At 61.8% G+C, this 21,458-nt stretch carries 18 protein-coding genes, 1 tRNA gene and 1 pseudogene; 10 read left to right on the top strand and 10 right to left on the bottom strand.

Annotation, left to right across the window (positions count from 1 at the left end):
- Positions 1–595 (bottom strand): annotated as a pseudogene (locus BLQ01_RS00005) (pyruvate dehydrogenase (acetyl-transferring), homodimeric type); the annotation flags it as partial.
- 290 nt (positions 596–885) lie between these two features.
- On the opposite strand from BLQ01_RS00005, the gene BLQ01_RS00010 reads away from it, so the two are divergent.
- From BLQ01_RS00010 to BLQ01_RS00030, 5 genes are all read left to right on the top strand, one after another.
- Entirely contained in the window at positions 886–2,451 is a 1,566-nt protein-coding gene (locus tag BLQ01_RS00010) for an NCS1 family nucleobase:cation symporter-1 (RefSeq protein WP_091549667.1), read from the top strand.
- A gap of 103 nt (positions 2,452–2,554) precedes the next feature.
- Complete coding sequence (locus BLQ01_RS00015; protein ID WP_091549668.1) at positions 2,555–3,319, top strand: aspartate/glutamate racemase family protein; 765 nt, start codon at positions 2,555–2,557, stop codon at positions 3,317–3,319.
- Positions 3,320–3,348: 29 nt separating this feature from the next.
- Positions 3,349–4,116 carry an SDR family oxidoreductase gene (locus BLQ01_RS00020; protein WP_091549669.1) on the top strand — a complete coding sequence of 256 codons (768 nt, stop codon included), beginning with the start codon at positions 3,349–3,351 and terminating at the stop codon, positions 4,114–4,116.
- A 638-nt stretch (positions 4,117–4,754) separates the two neighbouring features.
- Positions 4,755–5,255 carry a hypothetical protein gene (locus BLQ01_RS00025; protein WP_254779066.1) on the top strand — a complete coding sequence of 167 codons (501 nt, stop codon included), beginning with the start codon at positions 4,755–4,757 and terminating at the stop codon, positions 5,253–5,255.
- Positions 5,256–5,435: 180 nt separating this feature from the next.
- Positions 5,436–6,923 carry a cation:dicarboxylate symporter family transporter gene (locus tag BLQ01_RS00030; protein WP_026541403.1) on the top strand — a complete coding sequence of 496 codons (1,488 nt, stop codon included), beginning with the start codon at positions 5,436–5,438 and terminating at the stop codon, positions 6,921–6,923.
- Positions 6,924–7,061: 138 nt separating this feature from the next.
- On the opposite strand, the gene BLQ01_RS00035 is transcribed toward BLQ01_RS00030, so the two are convergent.
- Together BLQ01_RS00035 and BLQ01_RS00040 are read right to left on the bottom strand one after the other, a co-directional pair.
- Positions 7,062–7,466, bottom strand: a complete 405-nt coding sequence (locus BLQ01_RS00035; protein WP_091549670.1) for a sterol carrier family protein — start codon at positions 7,464–7,466, stop codon at positions 7,062–7,064.
- A gap of 50 nt (positions 7,467–7,516) precedes the next feature.
- Positions 7,517–8,533, bottom strand: a complete 1,017-nt coding sequence (locus tag BLQ01_RS00040) for an asparaginase (RefSeq protein WP_026541401.1) — start codon at positions 8,531–8,533, stop codon at positions 7,517–7,519.
- Between the two features lie 81 nt (positions 8,534–8,614).
- On the opposite strand from BLQ01_RS00040, the gene purD reads away from it, so the two are divergent.
- Together purD and BLQ01_RS00050 are read left to right on the top strand one after the other, a co-directional pair.
- Complete coding sequence (purD, locus tag BLQ01_RS00045) at positions 8,615–9,925, top strand: phosphoribosylamine--glycine ligase (protein ID WP_026546562.1); 1,311 nt, start codon at positions 8,615–8,617, stop codon at positions 9,923–9,925.
- Between the two features lie 2 nt (positions 9,926–9,927).
- Positions 9,928–10,866, top strand: a complete 939-nt coding sequence (locus BLQ01_RS00050; protein WP_026541399.1) for a phosphoribosylaminoimidazolesuccinocarboxamide synthase — start codon at positions 9,928–9,930, stop codon at positions 10,864–10,866.
- Between the two features lie 91 nt (positions 10,867–10,957).
- Here the strand turns inward: BLQ01_RS00050 and BLQ01_RS00055 are convergent, their stop codons facing one another.
- Positions 10,958–12,223: a helix-turn-helix domain-containing protein gene (locus BLQ01_RS00055; RefSeq protein ID WP_026541398.1), complete on the bottom strand. Its 1,266-nt coding sequence runs from the start codon at positions 12,221–12,223 to the stop codon at positions 10,958–10,960.
- A gap of 127 nt (positions 12,224–12,350) precedes the next feature.
- Here BLQ01_RS00055 and BLQ01_RS00060 point away from each other — a divergent pair, with 127 nt between their 5' ends.
- On the top strand, positions 12,351–12,566 hold the full coding sequence (locus BLQ01_RS00060) for a hypothetical protein (protein WP_026546560.1): 216 nt from the start codon (positions 12,351–12,353) through the stop codon (positions 12,564–12,566).
- A 154-nt stretch (positions 12,567–12,720) separates the two neighbouring features.
- On the opposite strand, the gene BLQ01_RS00065 is transcribed toward BLQ01_RS00060, so the two are convergent.
- The 6 genes from BLQ01_RS00065 to BLQ01_RS00090 all read right to left on the bottom strand — a co-directional run bounded on the left by BLQ01_RS00065 (position 12,721) and on the right by BLQ01_RS00090 (position 20,717).
- Positions 12,721–12,797, bottom strand: a tRNA-Pro gene (locus BLQ01_RS00065).
- Between the two features lie 98 nt (positions 12,798–12,895).
- Positions 12,896–14,728, bottom strand: a complete 1,833-nt coding sequence (locus BLQ01_RS00070) for an ABC transporter ATP-binding protein (RefSeq protein ID WP_091549671.1) — start codon at positions 14,726–14,728, stop codon at positions 12,896–12,898.
- Positions 14,725–16,524, bottom strand: a complete 1,800-nt coding sequence (locus tag BLQ01_RS00075; RefSeq protein WP_091549672.1) for an ABC transporter ATP-binding protein — start codon at positions 16,522–16,524, stop codon at positions 14,725–14,727. Before BLQ01_RS00075 ends, BLQ01_RS00070 begins: the two co-directional genes overlap by 4 nt.
- Before the next feature lie 299 nt (positions 16,525–16,823).
- Complete coding sequence (locus tag BLQ01_RS22820) at positions 16,824–17,318, bottom strand: DUF2690 domain-containing protein (protein ID WP_091549673.1); 495 nt, start codon at positions 17,316–17,318, stop codon at positions 16,824–16,826.
- Positions 17,319–17,472: 154 nt separating this feature from the next.
- Positions 17,473–18,420 (bottom strand): metallophosphoesterase, encoded by a 948-nt coding sequence (locus BLQ01_RS00085; protein WP_091549674.1) that lies wholly within the window; start codon positions 18,418–18,420, stop codon positions 17,473–17,475.
- 2 nt (positions 18,421–18,422) lie between these two features.
- Complete coding sequence (locus BLQ01_RS00090) at positions 18,423–20,717, bottom strand: transglycosylase domain-containing protein (protein WP_254779070.1); 2,295 nt, start codon at positions 20,715–20,717, stop codon at positions 18,423–18,425.
- Between the two features lie 37 nt (positions 20,718–20,754).
- Between BLQ01_RS00090 and BLQ01_RS00095 the strand changes: the two genes are divergently transcribed.
- On the top strand, positions 20,755–20,910 hold the full coding sequence (locus BLQ01_RS00095) for a Sp36 family protein (protein WP_011775990.1): 156 nt from the start codon (positions 20,755–20,757) through the stop codon (positions 20,908–20,910).
- Between the two features lie 2 nt (positions 20,911–20,912).
- Complete coding sequence (locus BLQ01_RS00100) at positions 20,913–21,449, top strand: RidA family protein (RefSeq protein WP_026546555.1); 537 nt, start codon at positions 20,913–20,915, stop codon at positions 21,447–21,449.
- Positions 21,450–21,458 lie beyond the last annotated feature (9 nt).

Consider the following 21,458-nt stretch of genomic DNA (forward strand, 5'->3'; position numbering starts at 1 on the left):
CAGGCATCAACCGCGGGTGCGGGTACGAGGACAGGGCATGGCCGGCCTTGGACTTTTCCTGCCGGAACCCGTCCAAATCCTCTTCCGTGAGACGGCCTTCCATGAACGCGCGGGCGTACATGCCAGGGGAAGCGTGGCCCTGGAAGAACACCTGGTCCCCGCCACTGGGGTGGTCCTTGCCGCGGAAGAAGTGGTTGAACCCCACCTCATACAAGGTCGCGGCACCGGCATAAGTGGAGATATGCCCGCCCACACCAATATCAGCCCGCTGCGCACGGTGGACCATCACCGCGGCGTTCCACCGCATATACGCCCGGTACCGGCGCTCGAACTCCTCGTTCCCCGGGAACTCTGCTTCCTGGTCCACCGGGATCGTGTTCACATAATCAGTGGTCGTCACCATCGGCACACCCACCGACCTCGCGCCGGCACGCTGCAACAACGAACGCATAATGTACTGGGCACGCTCGGTACCCTGCTCCGCGATCAACGCATCAAGGGACTCAATCCACTCAGCGGTCTCTTCCGGATCACGATCAGGCAGCTGGGCAGTCAACCCGCTGAGGATGTGTGAGGTCTCTTCTCCTGCAGCCACGTCCAACCTCTCTTCATTGAATGTCTGGGCGCTTGCTCTGTGGGGGCGCTCAAGGAATTTCGTATTGTGAGAATAAAATTCTGCAATTCGAGATTACGTCTGCTGATGGGCAGCGTCAACACGGATTGCGTAACCAAAACAGTCAACTGGGAAACCGTTGCCCAAGCAACCGAATGTGACCCTGCATACACGGCGAATCCTTGACGTTACGTGACCTGAGTCATAGAGTGCTTTCACTATTCAATAACTAGATTCCGCAATGTGGAATCAGTACGAAGTGGAGATCCACGATGCAGACGACTTCATCAGTCGGCGTCACTGAGACTCCGGGAGAACCAAACGCAGGTGGCCCCAACCACCCGGTCGTGGGAAACACTGACCTCTGCGCCATTGCTTCCGAAGCATCAGGCCGTACCATCAGCCCCAGCCTCTACAACATTGACCTTGCGCCGACTAAAGCCAAGGGCCGCAAGTGGACCAGCTACAGCATCTTTACCCTCTGGGCCAACGACGTCCACAGCCTGGGTAACTATGCCTTCGCCATTGGCCTGTTCTCCCTCGGACTGGGCGGGTGGCAGATCCTGGTGGCACTGGGCATCGGCGCCATACTGCTGTTCGGCCTCCTGAACTTTTCCGGATTCATGGGACAGAAGACGGGGGTTCCTTTCCCGGTCATGAGCCGCATCAGCTTCGGCATCCGCGGAGCTCAAATTGCCAGCTTGGTTCGCGGCGCCGTTGCCGTAGCGTGGTTTGGCATCCAGACGTACCTGGCCTCTGTGGTCCTTCGCGTCATGCTGGTTGCCATGGCCCCCGGCTTGAAGGACTTGGACAGCAACTCCATCCTGGGCCTCTCAACTTTGGGCTGGCTCTCCTTCGTGGCCCTGTGGATCGTTCAGCTGGTCATCGTCAGCTTTGGCATGGAGATGATTCGTAAGTACGAGGCCTTCGCCGGCCCGGTCATCCTGGTGACCATGGCCGCAATCGCCGTGTGGGTCTTCATCGAAGCCGGTGGCGCCATCCAGTGGTCCGGCATCAAGGGCCTTGAAGGTGGGGAAATGTGGCTGACCATCTTCGCCGGCGGCGCGCTCTGGGTCTCCATCTACGGAACGTTCGTCCTGAACTTCTGCGACTTCACGCGGTCCTCCACCTCCAAGAAGTCAATCGTCAAGGGAAACTTCTGGGGCATCCCCATCAACATGCTCGTCTTTGGCGCCATTGTGGTTGTCATGGCCGGTGGCCAATACAAGATCAACGGAACGGTCATCGAGAGCCCGTCGGACATCGTCCAGAGCATCCCGAACACCCTTCTGCTGGTCCTGGCGTGCCTTGCCCTGCTGATCCTGACAGTGGCAGTGAACCTGATGGCCAACTTCGTTGCTCCGGTCTATGCGCTGACCAATCTCTTCCCGCGGCACCTGAACTTCCGCAAGGCAGCCTGGGTCAGTGGCACCATCGGCTTGGTCATCCTGCCGTGGAACCTCTACAACAACCCCATTGTCATCGTGTACTTCCTCGGTGGCCTCGGCGCATTGCTTGGACCGCTGTTCGGCGTCATCATGGCCGACTACTGGCTGGTCCGTCGCGGCAAGGTCAACGTCCCTGAGCTCTACACAGATGACCCCAAGGGCGCCTATTTCTACAAGCGCGGAGTGAACCCGAAGGCCATCATCGCCATGATTCCGGCGGCAGCAATCGCAATTGCCATTGCCTTTGTTCCGGCATTGGCAGCCGCAGCACCGTTCGCCTGGTTTATCGGTGCAGGCGTTGCTGCACTCACGTTCTTCGCAGTGGCTGACAAGAAGCAGGTCCACGAGGACGTCTCCGGCGAGCCGATCGCCGTCGCCAGTACTCACTGACCCCCATCATCAAGGCACCGCCCGTCCTCCACGCCGTCCCGGATCCCAGCAAACGGATCCGGGCCGGCCGGCAGGGACGGGCATTGCCGTTGGAAGGAAAACCATGCGCATCCTGGTCGCAAACGTCAACACCACCCAGTCCATGACGGACTCCATCGCCGCGCAGGCCCGTGCTGCAGCGGCCCCCGGCACCGAAATCATTGGCATTACCCCGCGGTTCGGCGCCGACTCCTGTGAAGGAAACTTCGAAAGCTACCTTGCCGCGATCGCCGTCATGGACGCCGTGGTCAACTATCCCGAACCATTCGACGCCGTCATCCAGGCCGGCTATGGCGAGCACGGCCGCGAAGGCCTCCAGGAACTCCTGGACGTCCCGGTGGTCGACATCACCGAGGCAGCCGCCAGCACGGCGATGTTCCTGGGTCACAAGTATTCCGTGGTCACCACGCTTGACCGCGCGGTTCCGCTGATCGAGGACCGCCTCAAGCTTGCCGGCCTCGATGCCCGGTGTGCTTCTGTGAGGGCCAGTGGCATGGCCGTGCTCGAGCTGGAGGAATACCCGGAACGCGCCGTTGAAGCGATCGTGGGCCAGGCCGAACAAGCGGTCGACCATGACAAAGCCGAGGTCATTGTCCTGGGGTGCGGTGGCATGGCCGGTCTCGACGAGGAGATCCGTCAGCGCACCGGCGTTCCTGTAGTGGATGGTGTGGCCGCGGCAGTCACCATCGCAGAATCCCTGGTCCGCCTGGGCCTGTCCACCTCGAAGGTCAGGACGTATGCCACCCCGCGTCCCAAGACTGTCATAGGCTGGCCGATAACCGTGGCCTCAACCCACGCAGGACCCCAGCCTGCCGACGCGGCACACTGAGGCAAAGTACGTCCCTGAAAGGCAACCATATGACTGACTCCAGCCTGCCCGCAGACCCCAGGGTCGCCGTCGTTACCGGGGCGGGTTCGGGTATTGGGCGGGCAGTTGCCCGGCTCATGCTCGCCGAGGGCTACCGCGTAGCGCTGGCCGGGCGTCGTGGGGCGCAGCTGCTCGAAACTGCGGGAGGCCATCCGGAAGCGCTGGCAGTTCCGTGCGACGTCACAGCGCCCGACGACGTCGCCCGCCTTTTCGGGGAGGTCCGCCAACGCTGGGGCCGGGTTGATGTGCTGTTCAACAATGCGGGCATCTTCGGACCGGCCGGCGACGTTGGCGAGATCAGCGTGGAGGAGTGGGAAGCGACTCTTCGCGTGAACGTCACCGGTTCCATGCTGTGTGCGGCCGAGGCAGTGCGGGCCATGAAAGCCCAGGAGCCCCAGGGTGGCCGCATCATCAACAACGGCTCCATTTCGGCGCATTCGCCAAGGCCAAGGTCCGTGGCCTATACGGTAACCAAGCATGCGATGACGGGCCTGACCAAGAGCATCGAGCTCGACGGCAGGGAATTCGGCATCACGTGCGGGCAGATCGACATCGGCAATACCCGCACGGAGATCATGGACACCATCGGCGTGGGCTCCGGGGCGCTGCAGGCCGATGGCAGCCGCAAGGTTGAGCCAATGTTCCCGGTGGATGACGCTGCCCGGGTGGTGCTGATGATGGCCAACATGCCGGCCTCGGCCAGCGTGGGGTCCGTGGTGGTGACTGCTGCCGGCATGCCCTTTGTGGGCCGCGGCTAGCGAGTTTTTGTACACATAACGCCCTCAAAACCGCCCTTTCCGGGCATTAGCTGTACAAAACATCCGGTCTGAGGGAGCTGGTCTGTGGATAACTCTTTCTCGCCTCAGCGGTTGTGACTCAATGGGGCATGCGCCCGTTGTCTTCCCTTCCCCCGGCTCTTTCTGACCAAGCCTTTACTCTGGCTGCGGCTGCGGAATTTGGAGTTGCCCCAAAGAGGCTCCGGGCATCGGACCTTCTGGTGCCCAGCCGGGGACTCCGCGTGCCGCAGCGGACGCAGACGTTGCTGGAGGTTGCCCGGCCCCACCTTGACCTCCGTCAGGGTGACTTTTTGAGCCACAACAGTGCCGCTGAGGTGCTGGGATTGCCGCTGCCCTCTTGGGCGCAGTTCAGGCCCGACGACGGCGGGCCGGTGACCGCCGTCGTCGAACCTATTCCCTGCGGACCAAAGAGCGGCCCTCATTTTCGGGAGCCGGGACGATTTATCCATCTCTCGCGGCCAAGGGATGGATCGTTGCCTCGGCGGAGGGGAGTGGCCGGCCATCGGCTGACATTGAGGGACGGTGATCTCACAGATCTGGAGGGGGTTATCCTCACGTCTGTGGCACGAACCTGGGTGGATTTGGCCACGATGCTGCCGATGGACGACTTGATCGTGGTCGGGGATGCCATTATCAGCGAGCACAGCCGCACCTTCGGCCCTCCCCGGGTGGCGCTTGTCTCCCTTCAAGCCCTCAAGAGTTTCGTGGAGAAGGCCAACGGTGTCCACGGCGTCCGCAAGGCTCGCGTCGCGTTGGAGTCGCTTCGCGTGGGTGTTGATTCTCCGCCGGAAACCAAGCTCCGGCTCTTGCTTGAAGAGGCCGGGCTTCCTGCATTCGTTCCAAACTGCCGGGTAGACGATGCGCTTGGCAAACCGGTGTGGACTGACTTGGGATGCCCGGAGTATCGGATCTGCCTTGAGTACGAGGGCCTTCATCATCTGTTACCAGAGCAGCAGGCTCTGGATGCTTATCGGGATCAGCGCGTCTCAGAGGCTGGCTGGCGACAGGTAAAGATCAACAAGATCGACATGACGCATGGCAGGAAGTGGGTGGTGGCCCGGGTATCCCAGGGGCTCCGTAAACAGGGATGGACGGGCTGAGGTTTTTGTACAGCTGATGCCCTCATGACTCGTCCTTTGGGGCATCACCTGTACAAAAAACCAAATGTGACTTCCACAATATGGAAACTGAATTCCCCCTTGCGGAATGGAACAAGCAGGCCTACATTTGAAAAACCCCCACAAAATGTGAGGCTGTTCACAACTGATTGGTTCAGAACAATGAAGATCCCAGACTCCGCGGCGCTGAAGGCGAGTTCGGCCCCGCAGAAGAAAAAGCGGCTGTACCAGTCGCTCTTTTTTCAAATCCTGATCGCCGTCGTCGCAGGTGTGCTCATCGGTCATTTTTGGCCGACCATTGGGTCCGCCCTTCGGCCACTGGGCGATGGATTCATTCAACTCATCAAAATGATCATCGCCCCGCTGATCTTCCTCGTGATCGTCACGGGCATCTCGGCAGTGGGCGACGTCAAAGCGGTCGGAAGGGTCGGGGTCAAAGCGCTCCTGTACTTCACCGGCGCCACTCTTTTTGCCCTTGTCTTCGGACTCATCGTAGGAAACATCGTTCAGCCTGGTGCTGGCCTTAATATCGACCCCGCTTCGCTCTCCCAGGACGCACTGGACGCCAAAACCGGTCATGCCGTCCCCAAGGACGCCGCGGCGTTCATCCTGGATGTCATTCCCGTCAGCGTGATCGGTGCTTTTGCCAACAACAGCCTGCTTCAGGTGCTGTTCTTCTCAGTCTTCTTCGGCGCGGCCATTGTGGTCATCGGCCGCGAACGCTGCCTGCCGGTCATCAGCCTCATGGAAACTGTCCTCGAACTGATCTTCAAGATCATGTCCTGGATCATGAGGGTTGCCCCCATCGGCGCCTTCGGTGCCATGGCCTTCATTATCGGCCAGTACGGGATCAGTACGCTGAGCACCTATGCGCTCCTGATAGCCGCCTGCTACGGAGCGGCCATCATCTTCATTGGCTTGCTGTTCGTAGTGGCTTGGGGCTTTGCACGCGTTCCACTATGGCAATTCCTCAAGTACACCCGCGAGGAATTCCTGCTGGCACTGGGCACCGCGTCCACCGAAGCTGTGATGCCGCGCATCATGACCAAGCTGACCAACGCCGGCTGCTCCCGTGCCACCACAGGCCTGGTGGTTCCCACCGGCTACTCGTTCAACCTCGACGGCGCCGCGATCTACCTCTCCATTTCGCTGCTGTTCCTGGCACAGGCCTTCGGCCACAACCTTGACCTCGGCCAGCAACTGGCGGCCTTGGGTGTCCTCCTCCTGACGTCCAAGGGCATGGCCGGCGTCCCCGGCTCGTCCTTCCTGGCGCTCTCCGCGACAGCCGCCGCCCTGGGTATCTTCCCGGTTGCCGGCGTCGCGCTCCTCCTTGGAGCCGACCGCCTCATGGACTCCATGCGGGTCGTGGTCAACCTGCTCGGCAATTGCGTGGCAACGTTCGTGGTGGCCAAGTGGGAAGGCCAGTTCGACCGCAGCGTTATGGTCCGTGCTTTCAACGGCGAAATCACCAACGAGGACACGGCCATCATGCTCGGCAAGGAAGAACTCTTTGCCCAGCAGGAACTGGAGCGGATCAGCGGCGGCCAGGAACCCTCACCGAAATTCCGCGGAGGCCCGGCTGCCGACGCCATCCCGCAATTCGAGATGAGCAAACCCGGCAAGCCAACCACGCCGATTTGCCCGGACTAGGCGATATGCCCTGACAGGGAGACGTGCCCGGACTAAACAGTGTGCCCGGACTCGACGATGTGCCCGGACCAACCGAATAGTTGTCCCAGCCGATGCCCCCAAGACGCCGTCTTGGGGGCATCGGCTATGCAAGGAGCCCTACAGGGGAAGCAATCCGGAGAGATCGGCGCGCAAGCCCGACGCCATGACCCGGTGGGTTGAAACGGCGTCCGCCCACGAAAGGGTGCCGGTGACCAACGAGAGCCAGGTGGCGGCGTCGGTCTCTATGACGTTCGGGGGAGTGCCGCGCGTATGGCGGGGCCCCTCCACGCACTGCGTCACCCCGAACGGCGGCACACGGACTTCCACGGAATTCCCGGGCGCGCGGGCGGTGACCTCCTCCAGGGAGTAACGCACCGCCGTCGCAATCAAAGCGCGCGACGGCGGCGTCCCGGCAGCGCCGCCCGGCTCACCTTCACTGTGGGAAGGCTCGACGGCGGCCTGCCAGGCTGCCAGCGCAGCGCGGCCCTCGGAGATATCAACGCGGCGTCGTGCAACTGCCATGGATTTTTTCCTTCTTAACTACTGGTCCGTCATAACTACTGGTCCAGCTACTAGTCCAACAGGGCGGACACTGCATGGCCCAACCGGATCCTGCCCACCGTGCGTCCACCGCCAAGGACGGGCTCAACTACCCGTTCCAGGACGTTCGAAACTGCGGGGATGTCTACGGCGCCGCTCACGGCAAGGAGGGTCAGCCCTACCAGGGTTGTGGCGCGGAGGTTTCCGTCCAGCATCTTCACGGCTACCGTAGCGCCCGTGGGGGTGGCCAGGACCAGGACGCCCTCGGCGCCGATCTTGGCCAGGACTTCGAGTTCTTCCATGACCACGGTGTTGGATTCGCCCCGGCCCTGGACAGCCCAAGGGTAGTCCAACATGGACGTGGCAATGGTGGCCGCGCGTGCATTGGAAGATTTGTCACCGGGGGATTTGGCCAGGCGTGAATAGGCGCGGGCCAGCCCGGTCAGTGACACGGCGGCAACCGGTGCGCCGCAGCCATCGATCCCCAAGTGGGAAATGGTTTCTCCGGTGTATTCCTCAATGACGGACCGGACCCGCTGCTGAAGCGGGTGGTTCGGTTCGAGGTAGCTGCGGAGGTCCCAGCCGTTCTCCGTGCAGGCCCACAGGAAGGCAGCGTGTTTGCCGGAGCAGTTGAAAGCCAGCCTGGACTCTCCGCGCTCGGACCGGACCAGCCAATTGCGGGCCGTTTCGTCCTGCGGCCACGCGCTGGGGCACTGGAGGTTCTCTTCCTTGACACCCGCCGCTTTGAGCATCCCCTCCACAACATCCATGTGGTCAAGGGAACCGGTGTGGCTGCCGCAGGCAACAGCAACCTGGGCGCCGCGCAAGGGCACGCCCGACTGCATGGAGGCCAGCGCCTGGAAAGGTTTGAGGGTGGAGCGGGCCAGGATGGGGGCATCGATGTCACCAAGACGGGTGACCACCGAGCCGTCACCGGCAAGAACCACGGCCGCGCCGATGTGCCGGGACTCAATAAAGCCACTTCGTTCGATCACTGCCAGTTCCACCGCAGACTCAACGTTGAACGTTTCATGCGAACTCATGGGCATAAGCCAAGTCTAGGGCGCAGCAGGGTCCGGGGAGTGACACAGCTTAGGCCGCGCGCCCTTCACAAAGTACCCTTGAAGACTGTGAAGGTACTCGTCATTGGCCCAGGCGGCCGCGAACACGCCATTGTCCGCTCTCTGCTTGAAGATCCCAACGTTTCCGAGGTCCACGCGGCCCCGGGCAACGCGGGCATCAGCAAACTCGTTCCCACCCACGCGATTGACGGGAACAACCCGGAAGCCGTGTCCGCCCTCGCCACCAAGCTGGCAGTGGACCTGGTTGTTGTAGGACCCGAGGCGCCGCTGGCTGCCGGTGTGTCCGACGCCGTCCGTGAAGCCGGGATTCCGGTTTTCGGTCCCAGCAAGGAAGCTGCCCAGCTGGAGGCCTCCAAGGCCTTCGCCAAGCAGATCATGGCCGAAGCCAACGTCCCCACGGCCATGGCCCGCGTTGCCACCAACGCCGAGGAAGCAGCCGACGCCCTGGACACCTTCGGTGCGCCCCACGTTGTTAAGGACGATGGGCTGGCAGCAGGCAAGGGCGTGGTGGTCACCAAGGACCGCGCGGAAGCCCTGGCTCATGCCCAGGCATGCTTCGACGCCGGTGGAACCGTGGTGATCGAGGAATTCCTGGACGGCCCCGAGGTTTCCCTGTTTGTCCTCTGCGACGGCCGCACCACTGTCCCGTTGTCCCCGGCACAGGACTTCAAGCGCATCTTCGACAACGACGAAGGCCCCAACACCGGTGGCATGGGCGCTTACACCCCGCTCGAATGGGCTCCGGAGGGCCTGGTCCAGGAAGTCATCGACCGCGTCGCCCAGCCCACAGTGGACGAGATGGCCCGCCGCGGCACTCCCTTCGTGGGCGTGCTGTACTGCGGCCTCGCCCTGACGTCCCGTGGCACCCGCGTCATTGAGTTCAACGTCCGCTTCGGGGACCCCGAGACCCAGGCCGTCCTGGCCCGCCTCAAGACCCCGCTCGGTGCGCTGCTGCTGGCAGCTGCCAAGGGCGAACTGGACACCGCAGAAGAGCTGCGCTGGTCCAAGGACACGGCAGTCGCCGTCGTCGTGGCCGCCGAAAACTACCCGGACGCGCCCCGCACCGGCGATCGCATCCGCGGACTGAAGAAGGTTGACGAGCTGGACGGCGTCCACGTGGTCCACGCCGGCACCAAGCTGGACGACGAAGGCAAGGTGGTCTCCGCAGGCGGACGCGTCCTGGCTGTTGTGGCGCTCGGTTCGGATCTGGTGGAGGCCCGCGAAAAAGCGTACGACGGCGTGGAGCTGGTTCAGCTTGAAGGCTCACAGTTCCGCACGGACATCGGAGGCAAGGCCGCACGCGGCGAAATCCGCGTGCCGTACACCGCTACCGGCACCATTCCGAAAGTGCAGGCCTGAGCATGACTGATTCTCTTCCCACCGGCGGTTTCGAGACCGAGACCCTGGATCTTCCAGGCTGGACCCACGTCTACTCCGGAAAGGTCCGGGACCTCTACGTTCCGGCAGATGAGGCCATCACGGAGAAGATCGGCCAGGAGTGCGTGCTGGTTGTGGCCAGTGACCGCATCAGCGCCTACGATCACGTTCTGAGCAGCGAGATCCCGGACAAGGGCCGTGTCCTGACACAGCTGAGCCTGTGGTGGTTCGACCAGTTGGAGGTTGAGCACCACGTGCTGGCCTCCACGGTTGAGGGTGGCGTACCTGCCGCCGTCGAGGGCCGGGCCATGATCTGCAAGAAGCTGGATATGTTCCCGGTGGAGTGCATCGCACGCGGCTACCTCACTGGCTCCGGCCTGGTGGAGTACAAGGAACACGGCACGGTCTGCGAGATCCCGCTGCCCGAGGGCCTGGTGGACGGTTCCCGCCTGGACAAGGCATTGTTCACGCCGTCGGCAAAGGCCGAGGTGGGCGAGCACGACGTCAACATCACCTACGACGACGTCGTAGCCATGGTGGGCGACGATATCGCAGCCCGCCTGAGCGAGCTCACACTGAAGATCTACACCCGCGCCGAGGAGATCGCCCGTGAACGCGGCATCATCCTGGCCGACACCAAGGTGGAGTTCGGCATCGACGCAGCAACCGGCATCATCACCCTGGGCGACGAAGTCCTCACCCCGGATTCTTCACGCTTCTGGGATGCGTCCACTTACGCGCCGGGCAAGTCGCAGCCGTCCTATGACAAGCAGTATGTCCGCGACTGGCTGACTTCCGCAGAGTCGGGTTGGGACAAGTCCTCCGACACTCCGCCGCCGGCGTTGCCCGCTGAGGTAGTGGAGCGCACCCGTGCACGCTACGTTGAGGCATACGAGAAACTCACGGGCCGCACCTTCGCCTAGAAGCACCCAACTGAGTCGCAATTAGACGCGTTTTGACCCCTCAAAACGCGCTTGATTGCGACTTACTTGGTTAATCAGGCTTGGGGTTGGATCAGGCTTGCGAGTGTTCCTTCGCGGCACGGCGCTCGGCCAGGCGGATCTCCAGGACTGCATCCATTGCTTGCTGGACCCTGTCTGAGGCTCCGGCCGCGCTGAAATCATGCTGCGCCTCTTCAAGGAACTGGAGTGCCTCGGAGGCTTCGCCGGCTGCTTTGAGCGACTTGCCCAGCAACAGCGAGACTTCCCCCGCGGTGTGCTTGGCCAGGACCTTGCGGTCTGCATGAATTTCGCGGAGCTTTCCGACGGCGGCCGGAATGTCACCGGTCAGGTACAGCCAGCGTGCGCGGATGAAGGCGACCTCCAGCTGGTCCGTCTTGTTCCCGCCCACAATGGACAACGCGAGTTCTGCACGTTCAATGGCGGAGAGCGTTTCCGGCTCCACGATGCCGGAGGAAAGCCGGACCGCCGCTGAAGCCTTGTTGAACCGCGCCCACAGCTCAATGTCGTTGGCGGGGGAGAGGAGCTTGGCTGCGCGCTCGTGGTGCTTGATGCCCTCCACATAGTCGTGGCGCATGAAGGCAACGTTGCCCACCACCCAGGCCACCTCGCCGGCGAGCTGGGACATGGAGTGCTCGTCCATGTGCTCGATCATGGCCAGGCAGTACTCCCAGGCCTCATCAAGCTTGCCGCTCTCGGCAAGTGCACCAATCAGTGCGCGGTGCGCACCGATGATGAGCGTGGATCCCTTGGGCAGCTGCTCGCTGAGTTTGACGGCTTGCTTGGCATGCTCGACGGCGGTGGCCAGCTGACCTTGTCCGTGACACACAGCGGCAAGCATCTGCCATGCGCGCACTCCAAGGCCCGCGGATTCCGTGGCCATGGGGTGCTCCAGGAGGTGCTCAACAATCTGCTGGCATTCCTTCAATTGGCCTTGCTTCATCACGCACTCGGCCTGCATGTATGTCATGTTCCACCAGGCGCTGTTGTTCTTGGCTTCGAGGGCAATCTGCGCGGCGGTGGCTGCATGGCTGGCGGCGAGTTGGTAGTCGCGAAGATCCCAGGCTTGCCGGGCATACAGGCCGGCAAGGACGTACTCCGCGTCACTCACGGAAACGGGTTGGCTCCACGCTTCCAGGGCCTTCGGAGCGAGTTCGAGCCTGCGTGCAAGCTCTTCGATGACCTCGGCCGTGGGTTCACGGCGGCCGGTCTCAAGCAGCGAAATGTAGCTGGGCGAATACAGGTTTTTGCCGAGCTCAGCCTGCGTTAACCCACGTTCGAGCCGTTCGGCACGTAGCTTCTCGCCGAATCCGTTTCCCACGGGTCCCTCCTACAGGTGTCTTTTGACCAAAACCTTGACAGTCTCTGTGGAAAACATTTTACAATGTATGTCAACAGGGACCGTGCAATTTCCGTAACGAATCCGACTCGCATTGGGGTACAACATCATGTTCAAGAAAATCATCGCTTCAGTGGCCGTGGCGGGCGCACTGACGTTCGCGGTTGCGGCTCCCGGTGTAGTCTCTGCTGCTCCTGCTGCAGATTCAAGCACAGTAAGCGCCATTGGTAACTGGCCGGATCCGATGCGTGTGGCGGCGCCGACCAAGTCAACCGACACCACATACACGCCGATGTCCATTGGGAACTGGCCCGACCCTATGTAAAGCAATTGTAGTTAAGAAAACCCCGGGGCGTGACGAGCGATGCCCCGGGGTTTCTTTTTGCCCTGGCAGATTGGAAATCCCCTGCCATCTCTTGAGTACAGCGATTGTCGAGGGAACACAAAAGAGGGCCTTCCAATGGAAGACCCTCTTTGTTTGGTCGGGATGACAGGATTTGAACCTGCGACCTCTTCGTCCCGAACGAAGCGCGCTACCAAGCTGCGCTACATCCCGATCCGCTGCGAAAGCAACTGTTCAAGAATAGCCGAAACGTCCCGTGATGCGAAATCGAGGAGCCGGTGTCCCTTGTCACAGCCACGAGGCAGCGGAGGCTACACCAGCGAGTCCCGCCACGCCCCATGCAGTTGGGCAAACCGCCCGCCTCCACTGATCAGCTCGGCGGGTGTTCCGTCTTCCACAATGCGGCCATCGTGGACCACCAGAACCCTGTCGGCCGTCTCTACAGTGGAGAGCCGGTGGGCGATGATGATTGCTGTCCTGGCCCCTCTGCCACCGGCCACTCCTTCCAGCAGGTTGGACAGTCCTTGCTGCACCATGCGCTCGGAAGGAATGTCCAGAGAGGATGTTGCCTCATCAAGGATCAGCACGGCCGGTGCGGCAAGGAAGGCGCGGGCGAAACCGATGAGCTGCCGTTGCCCGGAGGACACCCGCCCACCGCGCTTGTTGACGTCCGTGTCGTAGCCCTCGGGGAGGCTCATGATGAACTCGTGGGCTCCCACCGCTGCAGCAGCCGCCTCAATCTCAGCCCGCGACGCTTCCGGCCGGCCCAGTGCGATGTTGTCGGCAACGGAGCCGCTGAACAGGAATGCTTCCTGCGTCACCATCACCACGGCGCGGCGGAGGTCGGTGGTGGACAGGTCCCTGAGGTCCACACCGTCCAGCGTGATCGCGCCGGAGGTCACGTCGTAGAAGCGGGCCACGAGCTTAGCCAACGTTGACTTCCCCGCACCCGTTTGGCCCACCAAAGCAACGGTTTGCCCTGCCGGTACGTGCAGGTCGAGCTTGGGAACAACAACCTTGCCATCGCTATAGCCAAACTCCACGGCCTTGAAGTCGATTTCGCCGCGGGAGCTCTTCAGCGCCACAGGGTTCTTGGGCGGACGGACGGTAGGAACTTCCTCAAGGAGTCCGGACACCTTTTCCAATGCGGCCTGCGCGCTCTGGAAAGAGTTGTAGAACATGGCCATCTGGTCCACGGGTTGGAAGAAGCGTTTGGTGGACAGGATGAGGGCCAGCAAGACGCCGACAGCCAAGTCGCCACTGAGCACCCGGAAACCGCCGAACAGCAGGACGACGGCGACGCAGACGTTGCCGATCAACACCAGGCCAGGCTGGAAGATGCCGTTCAGGTTGATGGAGCGGACGGTGTTCTTGCGGTAATCCTCGGCCAGTTCGCCGTACCGGGAGGCATTCTCGCGCTCCTTGCGGAAAGCCTTCACCGCGCGGATGCCCGTCATGGTTTCAACGAAGTGGACGATCAGGCGGGCTGAGACCACGCGGGACTCACGGAAGGCTATCTGCGAATGCTTCTGGTACCAGCGGGCCAGGAAGAACATGGGCACGCCGGCTGCGAGGACGATCAGTCCGCTCCGCCAGTCAAGGGCAAAGATGGTGAAAGCGGTGAACACCATGAACAGCATGCCGGAGGCCAGGGAGCTGACACCGGAATCCAGGAGTTCCCGCAGCGCTTCGAGATCCGAGGTCTGACGGGCGATGATCCGGCCGGACGTGTATTTCTCGTGGAACTCAAGGCTCAGCCGTTGGGTATGCCGGAAAACCCTCAGGCGAAGATCCAGCAGCATGGCTTGGCTCAACCGGGCAGTGGAGGTCACGTACAGTGCCGTCATTCCAGCTGTGGCAATCGCAGCTGCCAGATAGAGGGAACCAGCAAGCACCAAGGGGCCATTGTCACCCGCCTGCAGCGCGGGGAGGGCGTTGTCGATCCCAAAGGCGATCAGTGCAGGTCCGGCAACCCGGGTGAGCTGCGAGACCACCACCATGACGATCGTCATCCAGAAACGCAACCGTACCGGGCGGATGAGCGAGGCAAGCAAGGTGAGCGACCGGCGTCGTACGGCTTTGCTGTCTGCTTTGGTGAGGAGTGTGTTGTCCTCGTTGGCGGTTCCGAACGTTGCGGCACTCACCGGCGGGCCTCCTCAGCTTCTTCGAGCTCGTCCATTTCGGTGTCCAGGTCCTTGGGTCCTGCGTCCAGGCTGGCAATGACGTAGCGGTAGTGATCGTTTTCGGCCAAGAGTTCCGTATGGGTCCCGACGGCGGTGATGGTTCCGTTTTCGAGCAAGGCCACCCGGTCCGCCAGTGCCACCGTAGAAGGGCGGTGCGCGACGATCAACGTGGTGGTGTCGCGGAGTACCTGGCGCAGCCGGGCCTCAACCCTTTCCTCGGTGTTCACATCCAAGGCCGACAACGGATCATCCAGCACCAGGACCTTTGGCTTGGCCGCGATGGCCCGGGCCAGGGCAATGCGCTGGCGCTGGCCGCCGGAGAGGCTCAGCCCCTCTTCGCCGATCAGCGTGTCCACGCCATCGGGCAATGAGTAGGCAAACTGGGCCTGCGCCACGTCCAAGGCTTCGTCCAAGGCAGCGTCGCTGGGATCGGGAGCGCCGAGGAGCACGTTGTCCCGAACGGAGCTGGAGAACAGCGTGGTGTCCTCGAAAGCTACGGCCACTATCCTGCGAAGCTCCTCGACGTCATAGTCGCGGACATCAACGCCGTCGATCGTCACTGCACCTTCGGTGACGTCATACAGGCGGGGGACCAGTTGGAGCATGGCGCTCTTGCCGCTGCCAGTGATGCCCACCAGGGCCATGGTCTCGCCGGGACGGATATCCAGGGTGAGGTCGTGCAGAAGCGAGCCGCCGTCGTCGAACCCGAAACCCGCGTGCTCAAAGCGCAAGGCGCCCTTCACAGTCTCCGGCACCGCGGCCTGATCCGGCGAGGTAATGGTGTTCTCGGTGTCCATGACCTCGAAGTGCCGGTCCAGGGCGGTCTTCGCGGTCAGCGCCATGGCAAGGAGCATGCCGGAGAACTCCACTGGCGTGGCCACAACAGCGGCGGTGGCGAAGAATGCCACCAGCGATCCGATGCTCAACTGACCGCTGGCCGCGAGCATGATGCCCACCACCAGCCCAACCCCCAAGGCCAGCTCCGGAAGCAGCGTGACCACCAAAGTGAAACCGGCTTGCTGCTTGGCTTTCGCGATCTCCGTCTGGCGAAGTTCCTCGGCCTGGCCATTAAAGTTCTCCAGTGCCTCGCGGCTCCGGCCGAAGGCCTTCAGGACGCGGATGCCGTGGACGGATTCCTCCACGGTGGTGGCGAGGTCGCCGGCTTGGTCCTGGCTGAGGCGGGTGACCAGGCTGAAGCGGCGGCGGAAGCGGAAGGAGTTGATCATGATCGGCACGGCCGCGCCCAGGAAGATCAGCGCCAGCTGCCAGCTCATCGAGAACATCACGCCGACGCCGATGATCACCGTCAGCGTGGTGACCACCAGCATGATCGCACCAAAGGCCATCCAGCGGCGCAGGAAGCTCAGGTCGGTCATGGCCCGGGAGAGCAGCTGGCCCGAACCCCAACGGTCGTGGAACGCCACGGTGAGTTCCTGAAGGTGGCCGTACAAGGTCACCCGCATCCTGGTCTCAACCGTGGTGGCCGGGTTGATGACGAACTGCCGGCGCAACGCCACCAGTCCCGCTTCAGCAACACCCAACGCAAGAATCACGACGGCGGCAATCCAGACTGCGTCCGTGGAACCGCCGGGCTGCAAGGAGTTGTTGACGAGAACGCGCAGGACCTGCGGAATCGTCAACGCCACAATGCTCGCGAGCAAGGCGCAGATCAGGCCCATGAAAAGGCGGGGGAGGATGGGCCGCACATGAGGGTACAGGCGGCCGACGGAGGTGAAAAATGACGTTTGCTTGGACATGCCCGCTTCTCAACAGCTGGATCTTCAGATGGTGCGGAGGTAGTTTCCCGTAGCAACTACCCTATGCCATGGGGTGATTCGTTTCACAGGAGAACGCAACGTCGGTGAAATGTTTGACCCAGTTATTGAGGATCGTAATCCTGGAGACTTGAACAATGGGTGCGAAAGGTCCTACAGAAGAATGTGGGGTTTACTCGACCGACCGAGCCAAATGCGGAAAGAGCCGCATCCAGCGCGGATGACTCCGGTGGCTACGGCTCCTCCAACTAGACAAGGGGTCTGGCAGATCCATTATTTGACTAGCAAAGCCGCATCCAGTCGGCCCCCTCTAGCGCCAAGCTCCCAGCGTCGCGAATTTGCCAGCTTACGTCTATGCAAGACCCACCAGGAGAGTATGTCTGCCGGCTGTATCCTGAGCCGGCACCAAAAAACACGGTACCGACGCTGAGGACTGGGAACCCAAGGTTCTGAATATCTGCCTGGTAACGGTTCCCAGCGACGAAGCCGTAGAGATTGACCCAATTGGTCTGACACGCTGGCGAGTACATGACATCTACTCGTCCTTGGACTTGATTGTAGGTCGTATTCACGACGTTCCTCGACGTAATTGCGTATGCGCCAGACGCGCAACCGGTTGCGTTGGGATCCGTGTTCTCGTGAGCCGGGCTAGCGTTTGCCACTGGAGATGCCATCAGACCGAAGGCGACCATGGACGCGACCGCAGCGGTGGTTGCTGCTATTTTCCTAAGCATTTTGATCCCCAATTTCATAGATTTAGAAAGCACGTTAGCCATCAGAGCTTTACCCTAAAAGTCACAGATTGCGCAGAACTGCCCCGATGCTGAAACTGTAGCACGCGCGTAATTCAGGGCCGAGGGGGCACATTTCTATTTCACTCTGCATATGGCGGTCTCCATGCGCACCCTGTTTGACCAACATGTGACGCAACTAGACCTGTGTGACCAGCGTGAGCAAGACTGCTTCCGGGCGGCAGGCGATGCGGACCGGGGCGAAGCGCGAGGTGCCGATGCCGCCTGAGACGTTCACCGGCGTCGTGAATTCCTTGCTTTCCCAGTCGTGGAGGCCCTTGGCGCGCCAAGTCGGGAGATCACAATTGGAGACGAGGGCGCCGTAGCTGGGGATGCAGATCTGGCCGCCGTGCGTGTGGCCCGCGAGGATCAGGTCTGCCCCGGCTTCGGTGAAGTGGTCCAGCACGCGCTGGTACGGAGCGTGGATCACAGCGACCTTCAGGTGGCGGCGCGCATCCTGATTCACGGTTCCACGGGGCCAACCGGCGTACCGCTCGCGTTTGAGGTGGGGATCATCGATGCCGGAGAAATCGAACCTGAGTCCATTCAGGACCACCGACTGGGCGCGGTTGGTCAGATCGATCCAACCACCCATACCGAACGCAGAGCGGAGCTTTGGCCAATCGAGTTTGACGGGGTCCTTCTTGTGCCTCGATGGTCCGCGGAAGTAGCCGGCAGGATTCTTGATCCGCGGGGCGTAGTAGTCATTGGACCCGGGAACGAACACGCCGGGGAACTCCAAGAGCGGACGTAGAGCCTGAATCAGGGGATCAATGGCCTTTGCATGGCTCAGGTTGTCGCCAGTATTGACCACGAGGTCGGGCTTCAGCTCAGCCAGGGACTCAAGCCACTGGGCCTTCTTGTCCTGACCCGGGACGAAGTGGATGTCACTGAGGTGCAGGATACGGAACGGCGCCGAACCCTCAGGGAGGATTGGCAACGTTTCCTGACGGACCTCAAATTGGTCCTTCTCCCACCAGCCATACGCGGCGGCGGCTGCGCCGGCTGTTGCACCAAGGGCTGTAGTGACGGCGAAACCGCGCCCGACGGTGCGGACGCGGTTTGCCAGTGAATCACGGAAGGACATGCTTAGCCCTTGTTGCCGTTGCCATTATTGCCATTGTTCCCGTTGCCGCTGTTTCCGTTATTGGAGGGCGGTGCGGGGTTCTGCGTGGTGGGTGCCGGCGTCGTGTTGCGCTGCGGAGCGGCCGTGCCCAACAGGTTGGACGGCGGCTGCTGGAACGGATTCGTTCCATAGGCCGGAGCCACAGACAACATGTAGTTTGTGAACTGCGGACCGGCAATCATGTAACCGTCAATGGACTGGTAGAACTGGCCGTTGATGGTCAGGTTACGTCCGGGCCGGAGCTGGTTGTCCAGCGGATCACCGAACCACGAAGCCGTGGCCAGGCCGGTGGTGTAGCCAACAACCCAGGTTGAGCCGTTGGAGTCGTTGGTACCGGTCTTGGCAGCCACCGGGAAGTTCTTGGAGTTCAGGGCTGGGCGGATCAGCGAACCCGAACCTTCATCCAGCACCTTCCCCATTGCGTACGCAACACCACGGGCAACCTCAGGTTTGACGGCATCCTTGCAGTTGGAGGACTGGGCAGGCAATTCAGCGCCCGACTGGTCCTTCACCGACGTGATGGCAATCGGCTCACAGTATTTACCGTCAGCAGCGAAGGTCGCAAAAGCAGCCGCCATGGTCAGGGGTGCAGTCTGCGTAGCGCCGATCAGGTTGGACAGTGTGGTCATCGGAACCTTGGGGTTCGGGTCGGTGACCTTGCCCGCTTCATCACGGGTCGGGAGTCCACCGTGAATGCCGGTGGCATCCACGATGCCCTGGATACCGCACAGGTCAACCTGGGAAGCCGAGGCAAAGGTCGCGGTGTTGATGGAGTTCATGAGGCCGTACAGGACGGTCATGTTTTTGTAGTAACCGAGGTCCGAGTTCTGAAGGTCGAAGCTGCCTGAGACGTTGGCGTCGTAGAAACCATTGACCGGCGTGGGACAGGTGTTACGCCACGGAAAGTTGACTCCATACTTTCGCACGCTCGCGTTGATGGTGGTATTCATCGACTTGCCCTCGTTCAGCCATTGGGCGAACGTGAACGGCTTCATCGTCGAGCCAGGCTGGAAGCCACCGATGCCGTTGAGGTCATTGCCGTCGGCATCCAGGACGTCAACGTTGAAGTTCTGGGTCTGATCGAACTTGCCCTCTTGAGGAAGCCACACGGTGTTCTGGGCCATGCTCACGATCTGGCCCGTGCCCGGCTGGACCGAGGTGATCGATGCACCCCACTTGTCCGGGTTGGCGCCGGCAGTGGCATCAACCTGCTGCTGGGCTACGGTCTGGGCAGTCGGATCGAGGGTGGTCTGGATGGTGAGGCCGCCACGCTGGACGCGCTTGATGCGCTCGTCCGTGGTGTCGCCGTACGCCGGGTTGTTGAAAAGAAGGTGCAGGACGTAGTCACAGAAGTACGGCGCCATGGTGGCATAGGCGCAGCCTTGGCGGGCCGGGGTGACCTTGGTGGTGACCGGAGTTGCTACGGCTTCGTCGTACTGGGCCTGGGTGATCTTGTGCTGGTTCACCATTGCGGCGAGTACAAGGTCGCGGCGCTTTTTCGCGTTGTCCGGGTTCGCGATGGGATCGAAGGCCGAGGGGCTGTTCACGAGGCCGGCCAAGAGGGCGGCCTGCGGAAGTGTCAGGTCCTTGGCGGTGGTGCTGAAGAAGAACTTGGAAGCAGCTTCGATTCCGTAGGCGTCACGGTTGAAGAACACGATGTTGAGGTAGCCCTCAAGGATCTGTTCCTTGGAGAACTTCTTCTCCAGGGCGATGGCGAGCTTCATTTCGCGGAGCTTGTCGCCCACGCCCTTGTCGCCGCCGTTGAGTTTGACGTCTTCTTCGCGGTCGGACGCCACAAGGGACTCGTTGATGACGTTGTTCACATACTGCTGCGTGATGGTGGACGCGCCCTGCTTGTTGCCGCGGGCGGTGCTGACGATGGCTCGCATGATGCCGGTGGTGTCGATACCGCCGTGCTCATAGAAACGGCTGTCCTCGATCGCGATGACAGCGTCCTTGATGAACGGGCTCATGGAGTCCAGCGGAACCTTGGTCCGGTTCTCCGCATAAATCGAGGCGATCGGCGTACCGTCCTTCGCCAGGATCGTGGTGTTCTGGCTGGGCGGATCCACCTGCAGTTCCGCCGGCAGAGTGTCAAAGAACTGAATTGAACCACTGGCGGCACTGCCCGAAACGGCGGCTGCGGGGACCAAAAGGCCCGCCACGAGGACGCCACAAATCGCGCTCACACCAAGGAAGCCTAGAATCTTTCCGAGGGTGGTGGCAGTGTCGAATAGTGGGTTCTTGCGAGTCACCATGTTTTCCAGTTTACCGGCACGGGCTAGGCTTTCTGTCATGACCAAATGGGAGTACGCCACGATTCCGCTCATTATTCACGCCACGAAGCAGATCCTGGACCAGTGGGGCGAGGACGGCTGGGAGCTTGTCCAGGTTGTCGGAGGCCCCGATGGCAAAGGCCTTGTTGCATACCTGAAGAGGGAGAAGCAGTAACCATGACCACCCCCGCAGAAACCACGTCTCCCGCGGAATCCGGCGCCCCCACATCCGCTGTGGAGCAGCGCCTGGCTGAGCTCGGACTGACTCTTCCCGAGGTCGCCGCACCCGTGGCGGACTACGTTCCGGCCATCGTCTCCGGCAACTACGTTTACACGTCCGGACAGCTGCCCTTTATTAACGGCAAACTCGAAGCCAAGGGCAAAGTTTCCCTCGGCGAGTTGGGCGCGTCCGACGAACCCACCGTGGATCCCGAAGACGCCAAGCGCTACGCCGCTGTCTGCGCCATCAACGCCCTGGCGGCCGTCAAGAGCGTCATCGGCGATCTTGACCGCGTGACCCGCATCGTCAAAGTAGTGGGCTTCGTAGCCTCGGAACCCACCTTCACCGGCCAGCCCGGCGTTATCAACGGTGCATCCGAACTTCTGGGCCAGGTATTTGGCGACGCCGGCAAGCACGCACGCTCCGCCGTCGGCGTTTCTGTCCTGCCGCTCGACTCTCCTGTCGAAGTCGAGCTCATCGCTGAATTCAGCTAAGGAACCGGT

It is taken from the genome of Arthrobacter sp. UNCCL28 (genome assembly GCF_900102805.1).
Lineage (GTDB): Bacteria > Actinomycetota > Actinomycetes > Actinomycetales > Micrococcaceae > Arthrobacter > Arthrobacter nicotinovorans_A.